Annotated in this window: 16 protein-coding genes and 1 riboswitch; of the genes, 2 read left to right on the top strand and 14 right to left on the bottom strand. The window is 35.5% G+C overall.

The window, feature by feature from the left end; all coding sequences use genetic code 11:
• Window positions 1–72 precede the first annotated feature (72 nt).
• From N3I35_11385 to N3I35_11340, 10 genes are all read right to left on the bottom strand, one after another.
• Window positions 73–234: a hypothetical protein gene (locus N3I35_11385; protein MCX8130687.1), complete on the bottom strand. Its 162-nt coding sequence runs from the start codon at window positions 232–234 to the stop codon at window positions 73–75.
• A 13-nt stretch (window positions 235–247) separates the two neighbouring features.
• On the bottom strand, window positions 248–1,537 hold the full coding sequence (locus N3I35_11380; GenBank protein MCX8130686.1) for a replication-associated recombination protein A: 1,290 nt from the start codon (window positions 1,535–1,537) through the stop codon (window positions 248–250).
• A 113-nt stretch (window positions 1,538–1,650) separates the two neighbouring features.
• Entirely contained in the window at window positions 1,651–3,663 is a 2,013-nt protein-coding gene (locus tag N3I35_11375; protein ID MCX8130685.1) for a copper amine oxidase N-terminal domain-containing protein, read from the bottom strand.
• Window positions 3,664–3,712: 49 nt separating this feature from the next.
• Complete coding sequence (locus N3I35_11370; GenBank protein MCX8130684.1) at window positions 3,713–4,873, bottom strand: trypsin-like peptidase domain-containing protein; 1,161 nt, start codon at window positions 4,871–4,873, stop codon at window positions 3,713–3,715.
• A gap of 248 nt (window positions 4,874–5,121) precedes the next feature.
• Window positions 5,122–6,357, bottom strand: coding sequence for a serine hydroxymethyltransferase (locus N3I35_11365; protein MCX8130683.1), 1,236 nt, complete (start codon window positions 6,355–6,357; stop codon window positions 5,122–5,124).
• A 117-nt stretch (window positions 6,358–6,474) separates the two neighbouring features.
• A riboswitch (glycine riboswitch) is annotated at window positions 6,475–6,569 on the bottom strand.
• Between the two features lie 199 nt (window positions 6,570–6,768).
• Window positions 6,769–7,749 carry an AIR synthase family protein gene (locus N3I35_11360; protein MCX8130682.1) on the bottom strand — a complete coding sequence of 327 codons (981 nt, stop codon included), beginning with the start codon at window positions 7,747–7,749 and terminating at the stop codon, window positions 6,769–6,771.
• A gap of 39 nt (window positions 7,750–7,788) precedes the next feature.
• On the bottom strand, window positions 7,789–8,475 hold the full coding sequence (locus N3I35_11355; GenBank protein MCX8130681.1) for a DUF2225 domain-containing protein: 687 nt from the start codon (window positions 8,473–8,475) through the stop codon (window positions 7,789–7,791).
• A gap of 187 nt (window positions 8,476–8,662) precedes the next feature.
• Window positions 8,663–10,072, bottom strand: coding sequence for a VanW family protein (locus N3I35_11350; GenBank protein MCX8130680.1), 1,410 nt, complete (start codon window positions 10,070–10,072; stop codon window positions 8,663–8,665).
• Between the two features lie 176 nt (window positions 10,073–10,248).
• Window positions 10,249–11,430 carry a tRNA 4-thiouridine(8) synthase ThiI gene (gene thiI / locus N3I35_11345; protein ID MCX8130679.1) on the bottom strand — a complete coding sequence of 394 codons (1,182 nt, stop codon included), beginning with the start codon at window positions 11,428–11,430 and terminating at the stop codon, window positions 10,249–10,251.
• The gene (locus N3I35_11340) at window positions 11,427–12,596 is read right to left on the bottom strand and encodes a cysteine desulfurase (protein MCX8130678.1); all 1,170 of its coding nucleotides are present in this window, start codon (window positions 12,594–12,596) and stop codon (window positions 11,427–11,429) included. Before N3I35_11340 ends, thiI begins: the two co-directional genes overlap by 4 nt.
• Before the next feature lie 208 nt (window positions 12,597–12,804).
• Here N3I35_11340 and N3I35_11335 point away from each other — a divergent pair, with 208 nt between their 5' ends.
• Both N3I35_11335 and N3I35_11330 read left to right on the top strand, forming a co-directional pair.
• Window positions 12,805–14,568 (top strand): glycosyl hydrolase family 18 protein, encoded by a 1,764-nt coding sequence (locus N3I35_11335; GenBank protein ID MCX8130677.1) that lies wholly within the window; start codon window positions 12,805–12,807, stop codon window positions 14,566–14,568.
• 5 nt (window positions 14,569–14,573) lie between these two features.
• On the top strand, window positions 14,574–16,349 hold the full coding sequence (locus tag N3I35_11330) for a tetratricopeptide repeat protein (GenBank protein MCX8130676.1): 1,776 nt from the start codon (window positions 14,574–14,576) through the stop codon (window positions 16,347–16,349).
• Between the two features lie 13 nt (window positions 16,350–16,362).
• Here N3I35_11330 and N3I35_11325 read toward each other — a convergent pair whose 3' ends face one another.
• The 4 genes from N3I35_11325 to N3I35_11310 form a co-directional block, all read right to left on the bottom strand.
• On the bottom strand, window positions 16,363–16,560 hold the full coding sequence (locus tag N3I35_11325; GenBank protein MCX8130675.1) for a hypothetical protein: 198 nt from the start codon (window positions 16,558–16,560) through the stop codon (window positions 16,363–16,365).
• Between the two features lie 80 nt (window positions 16,561–16,640).
• On the bottom strand, window positions 16,641–17,465 hold the full coding sequence (nuoB, locus tag N3I35_11320; GenBank protein ID MCX8130674.1) for an NADH-quinone oxidoreductase subunit NuoB: 825 nt from the start codon (window positions 17,463–17,465) through the stop codon (window positions 16,641–16,643).
• Window positions 17,466–17,513: 48 nt separating this feature from the next.
• On the bottom strand, window positions 17,514–19,100 hold the full coding sequence (locus N3I35_11315) for an NADH-quinone oxidoreductase subunit C (protein ID MCX8130673.1): 1,587 nt from the start codon (window positions 19,098–19,100) through the stop codon (window positions 17,514–17,516).
• 52 nt (window positions 19,101–19,152) lie between these two features.
• Window positions 19,153–20,634, bottom strand: coding sequence for a hydrogenase 4 subunit F (locus N3I35_11310; GenBank protein ID MCX8130672.1), 1,482 nt, complete (start codon window positions 20,632–20,634; stop codon window positions 19,153–19,155).
• Between the last annotated feature and the right edge of the window lies 1 nt (window position 20,635).

The following is a 20,635-nucleotide window of genomic DNA, read 5'->3' as shown; positions in this document are numbered from 1 at the left end:
TGTAGTTTTTAAGTAAAATCAACTATAAATATACCATAGACTCAGTTATAATAATATAATTTTCGCAAAATATCATTGAGTTTTTTTGCCTATTTTACTAGTAAATAAAAATAATAAAGCAATAAAGGCATAAATCCCGATGCTTTGCATCCTATAGTAACCTATGAAAATTATATTAGCTAATAAAAGCACAAAGCCTGCTAAAACTATCCATGCAAGTATTCTTCTCCACATATTGGTCTCCTTTTTACTCTTGCCTTCGTTTATCCAACCACTCTTTTATCCTGTTTTCATAGCCGTTTGTGGTGGGTTTATAATATATTGTACCTTTCATCTCTTCCGGCAGATATTGTTGATCAACTATATTCCCCGGATAATCGTGAACATACTTGTATCCGATTCCATAACCAAGATTTTTCATTCCATTAGTAACAGCGTTCCTTAAATGCATTGGTACTTCACCCGTGCGTTTGTTTTCAACATCCTCAAGAGCTTTGCCAATTGCTGCATAGCATGAATTGGATTTAGGACTTGTAGCTACCATGACAGCAGCATGTGCGAGAATCAGCTTTGCTTCGGGCATTCCAATCATTTTTACTGCTTCAGCCGCAGCTACGGCAAATTGTAAAGCAGCCGGATTCGCCATACCTACATCCTCTGACGCACATATGATTATTCTCCTGGCAAGGAATTCCGGATCTTCACCTGCATAGACAGCTCTTGCAAGATAAAAAATCGCTGCATCAGGATCACTTCCACGCATGGATTTAATAAATGCACTGATATTATCGTAATGGTTTTCTCCTGATTTATCAAACATTACAGCCCTTTTCTGGACGCATTCCTCAATTGTAGACAGGTCTATATGAATTTTCCCATCTGATTCCAGTCCAGAAGTCATTACAGCGAGCTCAAGAGCATTCAACGCAATGCGGGCATCTCCGTTACATACTGATGCAAGATAGGAGGATGCATTTTCGTCAATTTCTATTTCGTAGTTTCCAAGGCCTCGCTCCTTATCTTTCAGGGCATTATTTATTACTTTTATTATTTGTTGCTCTGAAAGGGGTTTCAGCATAAAAACTGATGACCTGGATATTAATGCTTTATTAACTTCAAAAAAAGGGTTTTCTGTCGTAGCACCTATAAGAACGATAGTTCCATTTTCTACATAGGGCAGCAGAGCGTCCTGCTGAGATTTGTTAAACCTGTGAATTTCATCAACAAAAAGTACAGTTTTACCCTTGGGATTCAGCATCTGATTTTGAGTATCGGAAACAATCCTTTTGATATCTGCAACTCCTGCAGTTACTGCGTTTAACTTTTCAAAGCTGCTTTTGGTTGAAACAGCAATTATCCTGGCCAATGAAGTTTTTCCTGTGCCTGGAGGGCCATACAGGATAATTGATGATATACGGTCTGCCTTTATCATCCTGTAAAGCATCTTTCCATTTCCTATTATTTCATCCTGTCCAACATACTCTTCCAACGTCCTTGGGCACATCCGGTAAGCCAGAGGTTCTTTTCTATCTATCATTACACTATACCCTTTAGTAACAGAAATATTTAAGATAAATAATATTATACCATATTTGATAGAACAATTTATATTATAAGAAAAAAATGGGCTTGAAGCCCATTTGACATTTATTATTGAATTATGGTGAAGGAATTCCATACATCATTTATTTCATTTATATTCTTCTCTGATGCAAAGATATCGGGAACCATATAAAAGAAACAGTAGGAATAGTCTTTTCCCTCTATGATGTTAAAAAACACATGAGCATAAACGCTTTCAGCATCAGAATCGTATTTATAGCAATATTGTCTTACTGTAGTACCTTTTACGTCCAGGTTTTTCTTCTCAACTATTTTTATACTTTCCTCATCTTCAAGGAACGACCCAAATGTCAAAAACTTATCCTCGTCATCCTGAGATTTGGCTGTTGCAGTGTTTTTTACAGATTCTATTCCGATATATATCTGATTTTTTTCATTATAGAAAACTGTAGAACTCTCGTCATATCCGGAAAATGTCAGCCAATACCCCGGGATTTTAATTTTCCACTTGTTTGATTTACTCTCATAATCTGTCGGCTCATCGTCTGAAGATACTCTACTGAATGCTTTTGTACTCTCTGAGCTGCCCAGCATTTTCTTAATTTCTTCTTCAGTAAGCTTGGCAGTATACTTGATTGATTCAAATACCTTTAAGTAATTATCCTTATTAAGAGTATATTTGTCTTCAGGAGATTTCAAAGAAATATTAAATAATACATTCCCCTGTAATGTGTAATTATCTTCAAAAACATACTTCTGGTCCTTGAGTTGTATCATATAAACTATTTTATACAGCTTTAAATTGGAGAGCTCTACTGTCTTTTTCTCTAAGAAAGTATAGTATTTGGGATTATACAATGCATCATATTCAGCTTTGATATTATCAATATACTTATCCATATCCTCAATTTTTTCTGCATTTTTCGGATATATACTTATAAACTCATTCTGGCTTGCTCCTATTTTTACACTGTAGCTGTCGTAAATGTTATATGAATAATTCTTTATCATATCCCATTCAGGAAATACTTCCATTGTAAACCCAAATACACTATCTGTATATTTGACCATATTATTTTCATTTACTTTTGAAATATTATATACATCTTTTTGTAATCCTTTGAATCCAAGCTTAAATGAGTTCAATATACTCGCCAATAAAGGCTTTTCCTTGACTTTAACAGGGTTTGTTTCTTTAGTTGTAGAAATTGAATATTTGTATTTATAGCCATTGCTAAACACTATTCTTTGTATTGCTGCACCCTTTCCATACACGGTTCCCAGTATTTCTACACAGACGGGTGAGGATTTTGTGTTTACATACACATCCTGGATTTTTCCCGGAAAATCCGAATAGTAGCTGTTCTTTGTCTCCTTTATTTCCGCAGCAAGTTCTTCAAGCTTTTGCTCTTCTTCAAGGCTTACATCCACGTCAATATATAGCTCATTCATCATATTTTCTATAGAAACAGTTTTGGATGAAAAACTTGTGCTTACGATTTGAGAGCCTTTTGGAATGTTCATGCTCCACCCGAAATAGCTGTTGCCTATTTTAGGCTTGTTTATACTGCCTATTACAGTAGAAAAATCAACAATCGCCCCATCATCATCAAGTATAAGTGTATAGTTTTTCTTACTTTTATCAGAAGATAGCTTTCCGCCAAAATTATCGGTTATGAACTGTGCCGGTACCATGATTTCCTTTTCTACAATCACAGGTGCTGCCGGCAGGTTTTTCTTTGTATCATTAGCTGAATACACCTTACTTCCTATAGTAATGTTTACTACGATATCCCTATATACCAGATTTAAGTTCCCTTTTGTTTTTGGATTGATTTCAGCTCCATAAGCCTCAAGTATGGGACGCATAGGCACAAATACAGTATTATTTGAAACATATGGCTTTACTGTATTCTGAACTTTTCCGTTTATTGTCAGTTTTGTGCTTCCTATCTGAAACTTTATTATCAACATATCATTATTGGCTGCATAAGCAGGGATACAAAACGTAAAAACAACCATAATACAGGTTATAAATGAAATTATCCGTCTCATAAGCGTTAATTCGATGGTCTTGCGACCTGTCGAATCTCCTTTCAAAAAATATTTTGTTTCACCTTATCTAAATCTATCACACTGATCGATTTAGCTATTTCTTTGGCTCTGCCGCCAGTACTACCTTGACTTTTATCGTCTTTTCATCCCTCTTGACTGAAAGAGTTGCTGATGCCCCAGGAAGATACTTTTTCATTTCCTCGTTATAATCAACTATAGTAGTTACATTTATTCCATTGACAGCAATAATTATATCTTCTTCTTTAAGACCGTATTTTTTTGCAGGTGAATCCGCTTCTATTTCAGTAACCGTGAGGCCTTCATTCGAAGGTAGTCCATACCTTGCTGCAATACCTTCAGCAAAACTTGCTCCGAGATAAGGTCTTCTTATTTCTCCAAATTTCATAAAATGATCAATAGCATATTTCACCGTATCAATTGGGATGGAAAATGTTAATCCTTCAACGCCAATCCCTGTATATTTTATACTGTTTATTCCTATTACCCTTCCATCCATATTAACGATGGGGCCTCCACTATTTCCCCCATTTATAGCTGCATCGGACTGAATAAATTTATAGTCGCTTTGTATGGAACGGTTTAGACCGCTGATAATACCTTTTGTTGCAGAGTTTCTAAGAGTCAGGGATAAAGGTGTGCCTATTGCAACTACAGGCTCTCCTACCTGTATATCGGACATTTCACCAAATACCGCTGGTGTAAGTGTACCTTTATCAATTTTTATCATAGCCAGATCGGTCTTTTCATCCATTGCCTTCAATCTTGCCTGGTATGCTTTACTGTTTGAAAGAACAACGATTATGTTCTCCATATCCTTTACTACGTGAGTATTAGTAATTATGTATCCGTTTGACCTTATTATCACGCCGGTGCCAAAAGCCATACCTTCTCTGGATTCAGTATCATAGTAGCTGCCTGTCATCTTTACGTTTCCGATTATTCCAACTACCGAAGGACCTACCTTGTTAATTACAGATGCAACACTGTTTTCACTGTTGCTGATATGTACGGTCTTTTTATCTCCGGAAACTTGAATCTTTGCTCCCAGGCTTTCCCCTACAGCCTTTAGTGGAACATATATTTCTCCGTTAATCTGCTTTGCATCAATACCGGCAGGTTTTTCATTAACAAAAATCTTAATTATACCTGCTGAACCGGCACTGGTTGTAATACTCAGCATTAGTGTGAGAATCAGTACTACAGCAACTGAAACATATAAACGCCTCTTTTTCATTTTGTTTCCTCCGTATTATGCTCTGATGAACTTACAGAACAGATTCCTAATTTCTTGAGTTAGAAATGCAATCAATGAAGATAGTTTGAGAGCATCTAATAACCTATAAATATATATGCTAAATTATAACATAATTTGTGGAAAATATTAATCATATAACCAAAAAATAAACTTGTAATTATTTACATCAGAAAAAGACACCCTTTCGAGTGTCTTTTATAAAAATTCTAATCGTTATTACGGTTTTGTTAATAAAGAGGATACTTGCCGCAGAGTTCGCCAACTCTTTCTATTATGCTGTTTTTCGAATTCTCAAAATCTGTTATCGCCTTGTGTATCAAATCTGCAATTACTATCATGTCATCTTCCTTCATCCCTCTTGCAGTTACAGCCGGTGTACCTATTCTTATGCCACTCGTGACAAAAGGACTCTGTGTATCAAAAGGTATACCGTTTTTATTAACAGTTATCAATACATCATCAAGCATAAGCTGTGCAGCTTTACCTGTAACATTCATGTTTGTAAGGTCAACAAGCATAAGATGATTGTCTGTCCCGTTTGATACAAGATCAAAACCCTTCTCGATCAACGTGTTTGCTAAAGTGTTGGCATTTTTTACTATTTGTGACTGGTACTGCTTGAATTCATTTGAAAGGACTTCCTGGAAGTTAACAGCTTTTGCAGCTATTACATGCATCAAAGGACCACCTTGCAAGCCAGGGAATACAGCGCTATCAATAATTTTTGCAAATTCTTCCTTGCAAAGAATCATACCGCCCCTTGGTCCACGCAAGGTTTTATGTGTAGTAGTAGTGACAAAATGTGCGTAAGGAACAGGATTTGGATGAAGACCTGCTGCCACAAGACCTGCAATATGAGCCATGTCAACCATAAGGTATGCACCAGCCTCATCAGCTATATCCCTGAACAACTTAAAATCTATTACTCTTGGGTATGCACTCGCACCTGCTACTATCAATTTCGGTTTATGTTCCAATGCCAGTTTTCTTACTTCATCATAATCTATTCTGCAGTCATCTTTTCTAACACCATATGGAATAACATTATAGTATTTTCCGGATATGTTTTTAGGCATTCCGTGACTCAAATGTCCACCATGTGCCAAATTCATACCAAGAACCGTATCACCCGGATTCAATACCGCAAAGAATACAGCCATATTTGCCTGTGCACCTGAATGAGGCTGAACATTTGCATGATCGGCACCAAATATTCTTTTTGCCCTGTCTATCGCAAGCTTTTCAACTACATCGACATGTTCGCAACCCCCATAATACCTCTTTCCAGGGTAACCTTCAGCATATTTATTGGTCAATGGAGTTCCCAAAGCTTCCATAACTGCCTTGCTAACAAAGTTTTCAGATGCAATCAATTCAATTTTATTTCTCTGACGGCTTACCTCCTCTTCGATAGCTGATGCTACTTCCGGATCAATTTTTCTTACTTCATCAATACTGTACATAAGTATCCTCCTAAAATCACCTAAAAATATAAAAAGCCAAACCTATTAAAGATTTGACCCCTGAATAACCAAGTGACATAAAATTACCGTGTGTTACAATCAGGTAAATAAATACCCGAAATAATCTCTGTCCTTTTGCCTGAGAGATGTGAACGGATTTTCATCTGTTCTTGCCCCTTCGGCGCCTTTTCGGTCTCTCCAGAGGTGCGTCCTGTCATAGTCACTTAACCTGAGAGTATAACTCCTTCGGTGTCCGATTACGATGCGTAACGCAGTAATCGGCACTCTCCCATGACACTCATCCGCTTTTAATTTATTTTAATTAACTTTTCATAAAAATTATAATAATAAATAAAATTTATGTCAATGAAATATAAAAAATTATCTAAATATTGCTGATACAGTACCCTCCTATATCACTTTATAAAGTTCATCAGATTCAGGTTGTAATATTTCAGTCGTACCTGTCTTTGAAACAAGCAGTTTATCACGAGTATCAGTCACTTTTCCTATTATTGCGGCATCAACTCCGTTTGAATTCAGTTTCTGAACTAATTCTTCACCATTTTTTGCAGTTATCAGCATACAGCCGCTGGAAATCAGCTTCAACGGGTCAATTTCAAAGTATTCACAGATTATTTTTGTTTCCTCTGTTACAGGTATTTTATCTTTATCAATAACAACACCTACATGGGATGCCTCTCCAACCTCCCATACAGCACCCAGAATACCTCCTTCGGTAACATCATGCATGGAGGAAGCACCGAAATCCCCTGCTATTATTCCTTCTTTTATAACGCTTATACTATTTACATAACCTTTGGCTTTATCAATCATTCTATTATCAAAGTTTTTTATCAGCAAATCTTCCTTATCATGCGCTATAATTGCAGTCCCCTCTATTCCTGCTGCTTTTGTAATAATAATATCATCTCCGGGTTTCGCCCCAGCGGTAGAAATAATCTTTCCGTTCGGAGCTCTGCCTATAGCAGTACTTGTTATCACAAACCTGTTTACAGCTGTTGTTATTTCCGTATGTCCTCCAAGTATATCTACATTTAGTAAAGAAGCAGTATCGCAAATCTGTGTCATAACAGTATCCAGGTCTTTTTCCGTGGTATCCGGCGGAGCCAGAATAGTAACAAGAAGTCCAATAGGTTCTACGCCACATGAAGCTATATCATTACAGGAAATATGTACTGCAAGCCTGCCTATTTCGTTTACAGCGCCGGTTATCGGATCTGTAGATAACACACAAGCATATTCTCCAAAATCAACAGCACAGCAATCCTCACCTATTTTCGGCCTGAGAAGGACTTCTTTTCTCGTATATTTTATCTTTTCGAGAATGAGACTTTTCAGTATATCATTTGGTACTTTGCCAACTTCCATTTTTACCTCCAGTTTAAATGCAGGTTTACAGCAATTTTATCAGGCAGAAGTAGTATTGTTTCCGCCCTGTTCTTTTACGAGCTGAAATTGTTCTCTGGCACTTTCAATAAGTTTGGCGTTTTGTCTGGCATCAGGAGAACTTATCAGCCTGCTGAACCATAGAATAGAATTTTCCTTATCGCCTATCCTTCTATACAATTCGGCAATAATGAACATGCAAGTAAATTCATCCAGCTTATCTATAGGGAAACGCTCCTTTTGATATGCTTCATCATAGTTTCTTAATGCAAATTTCAAAAAATCCTTCTCTCTTTCGTCATTAGCGTATCTATATAACCAGGCGATTCTTAAGCATATTTTAGCCAGTTCACTGGCTTTTGCGCTTCTTACCTGAAGGTTCAGCAAGGCTAGTTTAAATGCTTCAACAGCCATTTCTGTGTTTCTTTCCCCTGCAAAACTTCTTTTATGCCAGCGCGGAGAAATTGATTGTTTTATAATGCCGGCATCTTTTGTACTGATATCCTCAAATCGGTCCGAAAGAGCTGCATATCCGCAGTTTTCACATACCCATACATCATATAGAATAGGGTTCAGTCCTTCATAATGTACACAAAAATCCGAGTCCCTATTAGCAACCTTGCAGGCTTTGGTTTTAACTTTTGTAACCTCAAACTTCATAGAGCATACAGGACACTCTATCTCCTTGTTATATAATCCGCTATCCATTTTGACCTTGTATGATATAGTCAACGACTAAACCATACGCTCCTTTCTGGCTTTTATTTCTATAATTTTGTATAAAAGCAGTTCTAACCAGAGAAAAAAACGAAAAGTCCAATCCATAATCTGTGCCGGTTTAGATCCCTCTGTCAACCAGTCCGGCAACATTAATAATGTATCTTCATACAAGAAACTAATTCTGTATATTATCTTCTTCACCTGTAAGCAGCCCTTTTTTCGCCTTTAAGTGTTTACTGTTTACTTTAATCTGCGCTTTTATTGGTTTGTATACATCATCAGAAATCTTTTCACGTTCTACAAGATCACCATTTCTATTGTACAGTTCTCTGTACAGAATTACTCTGCACCCGTTTTTTGGGTGTTGCACCATTACTTCCTTACCATCTTCTACAGTATCGTCAATGATGATTTCTTCCTCTTCAGGAGGATATTCTTCTACAACGTCTGAGGATAGTTTTACTTCATAGTCCCATCCGTCGGATTTACCCAATATTCTTATTTGAACTTTATTTTTTACTATTTCTGCATTTATACATATAGCATAATCCTTATCATTTTTAAATTTGAAATCTATATAATTTTCTGCAATTGTTGCATCCTGGCCGGGTCCGACATATACTGACGGCAGTGTGTGATGTTCCCGTTCTACGACCTTTAGTCTGGACAACAAAACAGCATCGTAAAGTGTTGTTGTTATCTGACAGACTCCTCCGCCAACTCCATTGACATATTCACTTTTAAAAATGACTTTTGCTTCTTTATAACCATTTTCTACTGTCCTGGGTCCAAGTACCTTATTCATAGAAAATGCTGCCCCCGGCAAGAGAATCAATCCGTTTATCCTACTGCATGAAATCTTAAGGTTTTGTGTTCTATTTACATCGTTGGGATTGAATACAGTTGAAAATGATGATAAAACAGAGTTTATATCTTTAATATTCTCATATAAAATGGCAGGCTTCTTTTCTTTAACTATCAAATCAATTTTAGCAAAAATACCTTTCACTATATGATTTTCTATCAGTTTTACGTTCTTGTCAATATCAAGATGTCTTCCTAGCTGTTCTTTATTTATCTTTATATCTCCATTAATAAAATTTACAGATGCATTCTTTCCTTTCTTGTCTATCTGTTCTTTTATTCCTGAAAGCATATTAACAAGAGATTTACGTTCATATGTTGTTTTTAGAGCAATATTTTTTCCTGAAAACCTCAAGTTTAATACATCATATGCTCTTTTAAATATATTCCCTTTTCTCCCTGTTTTATATGCTTCTTCAAGAGCTTCATCAAACAGGTAATTCATTGAGATATCTTTTGGTTTGAATGACCAGATAGAACTTCTATATTTTAGAATAAATCTGGCATTCTCCAGTTTTTTCAGCATAACTTTTTCTACAGCAGTTTTTGCATCTTCCCTGTTAAGCCCTGATATATCTATACCATGTACTGTAATACCTTTATAATAGGTTTTCGGAAAAGTTATAAATACAGAAGCAGTTATCAAAGTAATAAATACAGCAATTACTATAATTGCAGATATTTTAAAAAACTTTCTATTTATTAACGATGCAAAAAGCATATTATCTACCCGAAACTACATAAAGCAGTTTTTTATTTATTCTCTACTATAATAATATTATTACCAGACAGGCATATATTATCGTTTTGTAAAATTTTCCCTGTATTCAAGCTGGTTTATCACAATATCTTTTGTATTAGAGATTGTTTACGGGTATATTTCATATTTTATCCATGTTATTGATAGGATTTAATCCTGATGATCTCAGTGTTTTCAATAGCTTTTTCAATCATTGCTTCAATATCAAGCTTTGATTCGGAGAGTAGGATTTTATCAAGCTGTGGTCTCGTTTTGGGATGTTTTGCAACAAAAACCGTACAGCAATCTTCATAAGGTAGTATTGATGTTTCGAAGGTTCCTATCTTTCTGGCTATATCTATTACTTCATTTTTATCCATACCTATCAAAGGTCTGAATACCGGCATATCTACTACAGCATTTGTCACTGCAAGGCTTTGTATGGTCTGGCTTGCAACCTGCCCCATACTTTCACCAGTAATAAGCGCCAATGCACCAACTCTATTTGCTATTTTTTCTGATATTGTCATCATAACTCTACGCATTATTATGGTATTCTGTTCTTCCGGACACTTATCATTAATTTCCAGTTGAATATCTGTAAAAGGAACAATATGTACATTCAACTGGTAACAAAACTCTGACAGAATCTTAGCCAGATCAAGCACTTTTTCTTTCGCTCTTTCGCTGGTATACGGATAACTATAGAAATGTACTGCTTCAATTTCTACGCCTCTTTTTGCCATCATCCAGCCTGCTACGGGACTGTCAATTCCACCTGAAAGAAGCAATATGGCTTTTCCGTTTGTACCTAAAGGCATTCCACCATATGCAGGAATTTTTTCCAAATATATATATGTTGATTCTCTTACTTCGATATAAAATACAAAATCAGGATTGTTTACATCTACCTTTAGGGTAGGAATATTGTCGAGTATATGAGCACCTATTTCCCTGCTGATCTCCGGGGATTCCATGGGGAATCTCTTATTTCCTCTTTTTGTTTCAACCTTGAAGGTTTTATAGTTCTTACTGCTGACTACTTCCTTAACTAATACAATCGAATGCTCTTTTATTTTATCGAAATCGCTTTCAATTTTTAGGACAGGGCTCACAGATACTATACCAAAAACTTTTACCAGTTTTTCCATGGCTGCTCCAAAATCATAGTCATCTGATTCCGGCTCTATGAATATTCTTGCCTGAGATCTTATTATATTCACTTTTCCCAGGCTGCTTATTACCTTCTTAATATTATTTATCAGTTTATCCTCAAAAACAGGTCTGTTTAAGCCTTTTAGAATTATTTCTCCATATCTTACCAGAATAACGTTTTTCATTTTCTGCCTCCTTTATTCTTTTTTATCTGTATTACCGGTAATATTTCTTTTAGTGCCTCTACAGTTATCCTCGCATCTTCCTCTGTGTTCAGGTGTGAAAAACTGAATCTTATTGCTCCTTCGATATCACAAGCTGCCAAGCCAATGGATTGCAATACATGACTGTATTTATTCTTTCTTGAAGAACATGCACTACCAGTAGAGACGAAAATACTCCTTTCCTCCAGGTGGTGCAACAATACCTCTGCTTTAACATTAGGGAAAGATATATTAATAATATTGGGCAATGCATTTTCAGGCGATACTGCTTTATATTCTATATCTTTTGTTTTTAGTTCATCCAGAAAGATCCTTTTTATTCCGTTTACTTTTTCCTGGTTCTGTTTCAAATCTCTATGCACAATCTCGGAAGCAAGGCCAAAACCGCATATTCCCGGTACATTTTCCGTCCCGGATCTAAGTAGTGCTTCCTGACCTCCCCCAAAGAGTATCGGCTTAATCCTTTTGCTTTTATTTACATAAAGAACACCTACTCCTTTGGGACCGTGAATTTTATGGGAACTGAATGACATCATGTCTATCCCGGATTTTTGTGGCAATATTTTTATTTTGCCGTAGGCTTGCACTGCATCGATATGTAATACAGCCTCCTTGTTTATATTATTTTTTATCTCTGATATTTTTTCGACAGGCTGTATGGTACCTATCTCGTTATTCACCAGTACAATACTTATGAGTGAGGTATCATCTCTTATCTTTTTATGTAAATCATCAAGATCTATCATCCCTTCAGTATTTACATTAACATAATCTGCCTGATAACCGTTTGCACACAGGTATTTATATACTTCCAACACTGACGGGTGTTCGATTTTACTGCAAATAATATGCTTTCCCTTACGAGGATTTGCATCAAGATATCCCCGGATAGCCAGGTTATTTGATTCTGTTCCTCCTGAAGTAAAGTAAATTTCCCTGTTTTCTGCCCCTAAGGATGCTGCTATGCTTTCACGCCACTTCTTTATCAATCTTTCTGCTTCAATTCCCTTTCTATGGAGAGAAGAAGGGTTACCATAATATTCCTTAGAGATAATATCCATATATTCAATAACTTCATCCAATGCCCTTGTTGTAGCACTGTTATCAAGATATACTTCCGAGTACATTATAAACCTTCCTTGTAAAAATACTAACTGCATTAGTTATTCTAACATATTATACAATTTTTAACCATTATGTTTTATATTTATGCTTTTTTTACAATACTGTGGAACTTAATCACTATCTAAACCGTCTTATTTCTTGTAACTAAACCCTCTATATGATAAACTGTAAGTATCTCGAAATACTTGATTATGAAAGGTTGAGCCTAACTTGTCAAATTCTATAAAGAGAATTATTGCTACCATAATAATTATAATTTCACTAACTTCTTCTTTACCGGTAATTTCTGAAACCCTTCCGGATACACAAAAATTTTCTGATGTCCCGAAAAACAGTATTTCATATAAAGCAATACACAACCTCAGAGCAATGAATGTGTTTGAGGCCGCTGCAAATAATAAATTTGGATATGGTAAACCAATAACCAAAAGTGAATTTATATCCATAATTGTCAAACTAATGAAATGTCCTTTGTATAAACCTGAAAAAGGAAGCTTTTCCGATAATCAAAACAAAAACAAAGCATATTTTTCATACATAGAAACTGCTTTAAAGTATGGAATAATCAAAAAGGATTCCCCTACAGTACGGCCAGTTTCTTACCTTACACGTGAAGAAATGGCAGTAATGCTTGTAAGGTACATGGGTTATGATACACTTGCAGTTCAAAAATCGATTTCCTCCGAAAAGCCCTTTAGCGATATAACGAGAAATGCCGGATATATATCAATAGCACGGGATTTCGGTATAGTCGGTGCAAAAAGCGGCACTTCCTATGCACCTAATGAAACTGTAAAAAAAGAAGATGCTGCTCTCTATCTGTTTTCTGCATATGAAAAAATTAATTCAAAAATAAAGGAAATGAATGCTTTTTATGCTCTCAATGCCTTCAGGCAAAAGGATATGATAAAAAGTTTAAGCTCTGTCAGCTTTGGTTGGAGCAGACTTGAATATGATAAAGATAATAAAAAGGTTTTTCTTAATATGGAAGATAACGATAATGCTGATTTTTATCTTCCGGAGGGATTTTCCATTCCTTTTAATACGGCCAGGGAGTATACAGCTACCACTCAGTTAAGCATTTATGCTTCTCAAGAGACATTGGTATGGAATGATGAAAAAAACAGCTATACAGGCCTGCTTGAATTGGCCTTGTCTGATAAGGAATCAAGAAAATCAATTGTCGAGAGTATTATAGAAAAAATAGTTCTTACTAAAGACGATAATGCCAGTATTTCTTTTGACGGCGTAGTTATAGATTTTGAATGTTTAAAGGGGAAGAAATTACGGGATAACTTTAACAGTTTTATTACCGAATTGAAGCCAGAGCTGAAAAGACTTAACAAAAAACTTTATGTTGCCGTTCACCCTAAAAGAAAGAATCAATCATATTACGACGGATATGACTATAAAACTATTGGAAATATATCAGATAAAGTTATCCTTATGGCCCATGATTATAATGCAACAAGTCTGACTGAAACCGACATGAAAAATAATTATACTCTCACGCCTCTCACTCCTATAGATGAGATATACTATGCACTGAAAGCAATTACGGATAAGAAGGACGGAGTTGCTGACGTTAATAAAATCTGGCTGCAAATATCCTTTGGAACAGCTCAATGGCAATCCAAGGACAACAGTGTTATCAATAAGAATGCTAAAACACCTTCATATGAACAAATACGGGACAGAATAATTAATAAGGATAACATGAAAAATGTAACCATAAGTTATAGCAAAATCTTTGAAAATCCTTATGTAAAATATTATAATGAAAAGGAAAACATACATAATAGAATATGGTATGAGGACAGCAGGAGTGTTATTGCAAAAATAAAACTTGCAAAAATGTTTGGGATAAAAGGCATTTCTCTCTGGAGGCTGGGAAATATACCAGACTTTGAAGAGGTCAAAGGAAAGGCAATGTACCTTGATATTTGGCAGCAAATACTAAAAACATATCGGTGAGGCCAATGCTGAAAAAATTAGAGAATAAGCTTAATAAAAAATTAATAGTCTTTGGGACTCTGACCATTATAACACTAATCATATACTCAAACAGCTTTATGGCTCAGTTCACTTTAGATGATTTCGGCAATATTGTAAACAATAGTTCCATAAGATTTCCCTGGGATTTCCCTTCACTATGGAAATTCTATTCAAACAGGGTAATTATCTATTTTACCTTCTCAATAAACTATTTCTTCCATCAAACGGAAGAAATCGGATATCACATAGTTAATGTGTTGATACATATTTTGAATAGTATTATTGTATACCTTATAATCAATAATATCTTAAGTTTAAAGCATTTTTTCGGTAAGCTTGTTTATAAGTACAGAAATACTATAAGTCTCTTCTCTGCACTTGTTTTCGCAACACACCCCGTACAAGTAAATGCAGTTACATATATAGTACAACGTACAGCATCTCTTGCTGCTATGTTTTATTTTCTTGCTATACTTTTCTTTATAAAATACCGGTTAACTGATAAAGTGCGTAATATTCTGTTAACATTACTTTTTATAGTGCTTGCAATGTTTACGAAGGAGAATACCATTACTATCCCGTTTATGCTCATACTTATTGAGTTTCTGTTTTTTTTAAAAGACGGAAGAACGACGTGGAAAAAACGCATTGTTGTCATATTAATATTATTAATTACATTACCTATTATTCCCGCTACAAATGTAGTATTTCATGGCTACAGCCAGAGTGATCCCGGTGTAAGCTTTAAAGCCAGCACTTCCATGCCGAGAGACTGGTATTTTTATACTCAGATGAATGTCATAGTCCATTATATCAGACTACTTTTCATCCCGGACAGGCTTAATTTTGATTACAGTAACGACTACCCCATTTCGCATAATATTTGGGAAAACGGATCATATATTTCCTTTGGAATACTGCTCTTAATAGGGCTATTCTCCTTGCTTAACCTGAAAAAGAACAAACTGACATCCTTCGGCATAATGTGGTTTTTTATAGGGTTGGCTGTAGAATCATCTTTTATTTCCATTAAAGACGTATATTTTGAACATAGACTTTACTTCCCTATTGTAGGTTTTGCAATATTTCTTATTGGCATGATTTTCTCCGGTTACAGGATAGTCGGAAGACCATACCTTTTTAGAAAACCATTATTGTTTTTTGTTACTTTCATATCAATAATTATAGTTATGAATTCTGTACTTACACTAAAAAGAAATTATGTTTTCAGTGATAATATAAGGCTCTGGAGCGATGTAGTTGAAAAGGCACCTTTAAGCGACAGGGGTCATTGCATACTAGCAACCAATTACCTGAATGCTTATGAGGATAATAAAAATAACAAAGATTATTTATTGAGAGCAGAAGAGGAGTTCAAAAAAGCTATTGAGCTAAACTCCAGAAATGATACGGCTCACTGTAATTTGGCAAAAGTTTATTACCTTAAAGGCGATTACCAAAAATGTATAGACGAAGGAAATGAAACCAACAAAATTTCTAGATCGGAATATGCATTTTTCAACATAGGTCTTGCATATGATAAGCTTAATCAGCCCGATAAAGCATTATCTTCATACTTATCAGGTTATTGGGTAAATGGAAAATGTACTTTTATTTTAAAGGCACTCGGGAACGCATACGAAGTAAAAAAGGATTTTGTACATGCAGAATTCTATTACGAGAAATTTTTAGAGTATAATGACTATTCCGACAGCAAGGAAATAAAAAAGAAGCTTGAGGAAATACGAAAAAACAAGTAGAAAAAATTTCTCCTTATTTTTTCGTATTATCTAATTTTTCTTTATCCTCCTGTTTTTTGATAAAATCTTCCAGAGCTATGCTCCTATATGGGTTAATTTCATCTATGCATTTTCCGCAGTTATTACATATTTTATTATTATTCAGATCGCATATCTCACATTCACCGCAATTACTGCATACTCTATCATACAACACGCATTCCTTACTCATTTTCATACCCTTTCCTGTTATTAATATATCATATGCAATTCTTACCAACCATTTTATATTATTGCTCTTAATATAACAACCTATTTCCTCTCTATAGCTTTTAGTAGCCCATATATTATAGCTTGCGGCCTTGGCGGACATCCAGGTATATATATGTCTACCGGAACAATACAATCTATCCCGTTTCTTGTAGCATAGCTATCCTTGAATATGCCACCGCTGCATGCGCAGGCTCCAACCGCAACAACCAGCTTTGGATCAGGTGTTGCATTATACGTTTTGATAAGTGCAAGTTCCATATTACGGCTGGCAGGACCTGTGACAAGAAGCATATCAGCATGCCTTGGTGAGGCTACAAAACTAATACCGAACCTTTCAATATCATTATATGGTCCGTTTAGTGCATTTATTTCGTTATCGCATCCATTGCAAGATCCGGCATCTACTTCTCTTATTTGAAGACTTCTACCGAAATATCTGTTTATATTTTCCTTAAGCTGCTGCCCTATTAATTCATACTCGTCAGATGGTAAGTCTCTATCCTTTACAACTACAGGAGTTTTTCTCAAACTCTCTCTGTCATACTCCGCCAGTTCAAAATTGTTTGTCATTGTAATTGCATTTTTATTACACACATCGCTACACAAAGAACAAAAAATGCACTCATCTAAGTTTAAACTTAGAGTTGAAATTGCATTATTTTCAGTTACCTTTTTTGTCTTATTCTTATCAGTCTCAAGCTGTAGTGCTGACGAAGGACACCTTTTTACACACTCTCCACATGCATCACATCTACCCATATCTATTTCCGGCTTTCCTGTGATAGATTTACTGTTAACAGGTTTTTTTGGGTAATCAACTGTTACTACACCGTGGTTTATAAACTTTTTTATTATGCTATACATATTACCATCCCTCAATTATTATCTTAAGTCTGAATAATTCAATCTAATTTATAAATCATTTCCTGAATATGACAAATTAAAGCTTTTATTTATTAAAGGGAAATCAGGAACTATGTTCCCTTTTACGGCATGACACAGTACAGGCCAATTACAGAAGGACGGAGTCCTTATTTTATACCTGAAGATTGTATTTTTTTCACCTGACATAAGCCAATGAACGTTCTCGCCCCTTGGCGATTCGGTAATTCCAAATGCATATTTGTAAGGCTCAATATCTGTAACCGGCTCAATAAAATTACCTTCTACAGGCATGCTTTCTATGGATTTTTGTATTATTTTTATTGATTCGTTTACTTCTTCAATCTTTGTGTTCATTCTGCAGTTTACATCCCCATTTCGATGTTCAGGTATTGAAAATTGAATCCTATCATATGCTGCATATGGATAGTTTGCCCTCACATCTTCCCTTATGCCCGCTGCACGGGCCGCCGGACCTACAGCATTTAAATCTACGGCCACCGAGTGCCTGACTATACCAGTATTTTCCACCCTGTCTATAAACATACTATTTGATTTTATTATATTTACAGTCTCGTTAAATTCTTTATCAAGTTTTTGCAAACTTGATAAAATAATACTTTCTTTATTCTTTATAAAATCCTTTCTTAGCCCACCAGGCCTGTTAGCACTTCGTAAAAACCTGCTTCCGGTCAATTCCTCATTAAGCATCTGACACCATCGTCTCATCATGGCAAATTGACCATTTGCAAATACATAGGCAACATCAACACATAATCCGGCAATATCACCAATATGGTTATATAGCCTTTCCAATTCGCAAAGAATTGTTCTTGTATAATCCGCCCTTTCAGGGATTTGCGTAAAGCCGGCTATTTTCTCCAAAGCCATGCAGTAAGCCAGTGAGTTTGAAAATGTTTCATCTCCTGAGATTCTCTCGGATAAAAACAATACCTTTTCAAAATGCTGATTTTCAGAAAGTTTTTCTATTCCTTTATGAACATAAAATAGTTTGGCTTCAAGGTTGATAATTGGCTCACCTGCCACACTGAATCTGAAATGGCCCGGCTCTATTATGCCTGCGTGTACAGGACCTACAGGAATCTCAAATACTCCCGTTCCGTTTATTTTTATAAATTCCTGTTCATTATCTTCAAAAGGAGGCTTTTCAGAAACTGGTACTTCTTTTCTCATTGGATACAACTTTTCTGGCCAATTCTCATGAAATACAAATTTTCTGTTGTCAGGGATTCCCTCAAAGTTTATTCCATACATATCACTTACTTCTCTTTCATAAAGACACGCAGCAGGTATTGAAGAAGAAATTGATTTCAAAACAGCTTTATCATTAGAAACCTTTGTTTTTACAACAAGCAAAGCTCCCGCCTTCCTTATCGCAAACGTATAGTATACTGCATAGCTTTCATCAAGGGTCCTATCATCATTTGCAAAAAGCGAAACAAGTGAACAATCAATATTTTTATAGATAAAGTTACATATTTCCATTACACTTTCTGTTGTTATTTCTATATATATTTCATTATTGTTTACTGTTTCATATTTTTTAATTTCTCCAGGAAAGCTCCTCCTGAGCGCATCAATTATCTTTTCAAGCATAGTCCCGTACCCCTTTAGACAATAATCAGTTTACAGTTCTTCCTTATACTTTTCACTTTACAGTACCTCTGACAATTTCTCCTGCAGAATCAATAAGTTCTTTTACTGGACCAGGAATATAGAAGCCTGTTATTGTGATAATTATTATATACGTAATCAGTATTACTGACCCTATCCGGTTTATCTCGCCTGGTCTCAACTCTTTAATTTGAGGTTTTCCATAAAACATTTTCATCATTTGCTTAACAAAACCCGCAAAAACAAATGTTAGAAATAAAAGCATCAATGCAGCGGGTATATAGCTTGTCTTTTCAAAGGATGCAATAATTATGTTCAGTTCACTGCTGAAAACGCTGAAAGGAGGCATTCCTGTTATTGCGAAAAGTCCTATTATAAATGCAGTACCTGTTATGGGCATTGTTTTTAAAATACCTTGAACCTTGCTTATCTTTTTTGTGTTATATTTTAAATATATATTACCCGAAGCTATAAAAAGCATTGATTTTGTAAAAGCGTGATTTATTATATGATATAGTGCCCCAAAAATACTTAACGGTGTGAATATACCAAGGCTTAAAGCTATAATTCCCATATGCTCTATGCTTGAATACGCAAGCAATCTCTTGAAATCCTGCTGTACCAGGATAAATATTGCAGCCGTCCCAATAGATATTATTCCTAATGCTACAAGAAGTTTGCTTGTATAAATATTGTTTCCGGCATTTTTATTGACAATTATCATAACCCTTATAATACAGTACATGGCTGTATTCAGCAGCACTCCTGAAAGCAGGGCACTTATTGGCGATGGTGCCTGACTGTGTGCATCAGGGAGCCACGTATGCATAGGGGCTAATCCAACCTTTGTTCCAAATCCGACCAGTATAAATATAAAAGCTATCTTAAGTATGCTCCCCTGCAGCTTCCCGGCATTTTCAAAAAGATATGTCCAGTTTAGTCCTGAAACAGATTCTCCTAATGAATGCATCGAGGAATAATACAGCATGACAACGCCAAGCATGGCAAAAGCAATACCGACTGAACATATTATGATATACTTCCAGGCTGCTTCGATCGATTTCTTGTCATTATAAAAACCTACCAGAAAAGCTGAGGCTAATGTTGTTGCTTCTACTGCGATCCACATAAGTCCCATGTTTTGCGTAGTAATTGTAAGGATCATGGTGAAAATGAATACATGCAGAAGAGTATAATAAATCTGAAGCTTTTTAATGCTAATTATTTTTCTGTCAAACTCCTCATTCATATAGCCAATAGAATAAACTGAAGCCAGAAAAGCAACCGATGAAGTAACTAAAAGCATCAAAGCGCTGAGAGAATCAATATATATGATATCACTGAAAAGCTTGAGGGTGATGTTTTTATTCAGTATGACATCATATGCACAATACACAGATAACCCAAGCAGTAATGTTATTCCGGATGCATTTATGATATTCAATATATTCCTATTTTTTGTAGACCAGAACATTCCACACGTAATAAGTGGAATAAACAGCAACAATGCTATCATA

Source organism: Clostridia bacterium (assembly GCA_026414765.1).
Lineage (GTDB): Bacteria > Bacillota > Clostridia > Acetivibrionales > DSM-27016 > SKW86.
Note: the sequence above shows the minus strand (reverse complement) of the source record. Positions and strands in the feature narration are given on the sequence as shown.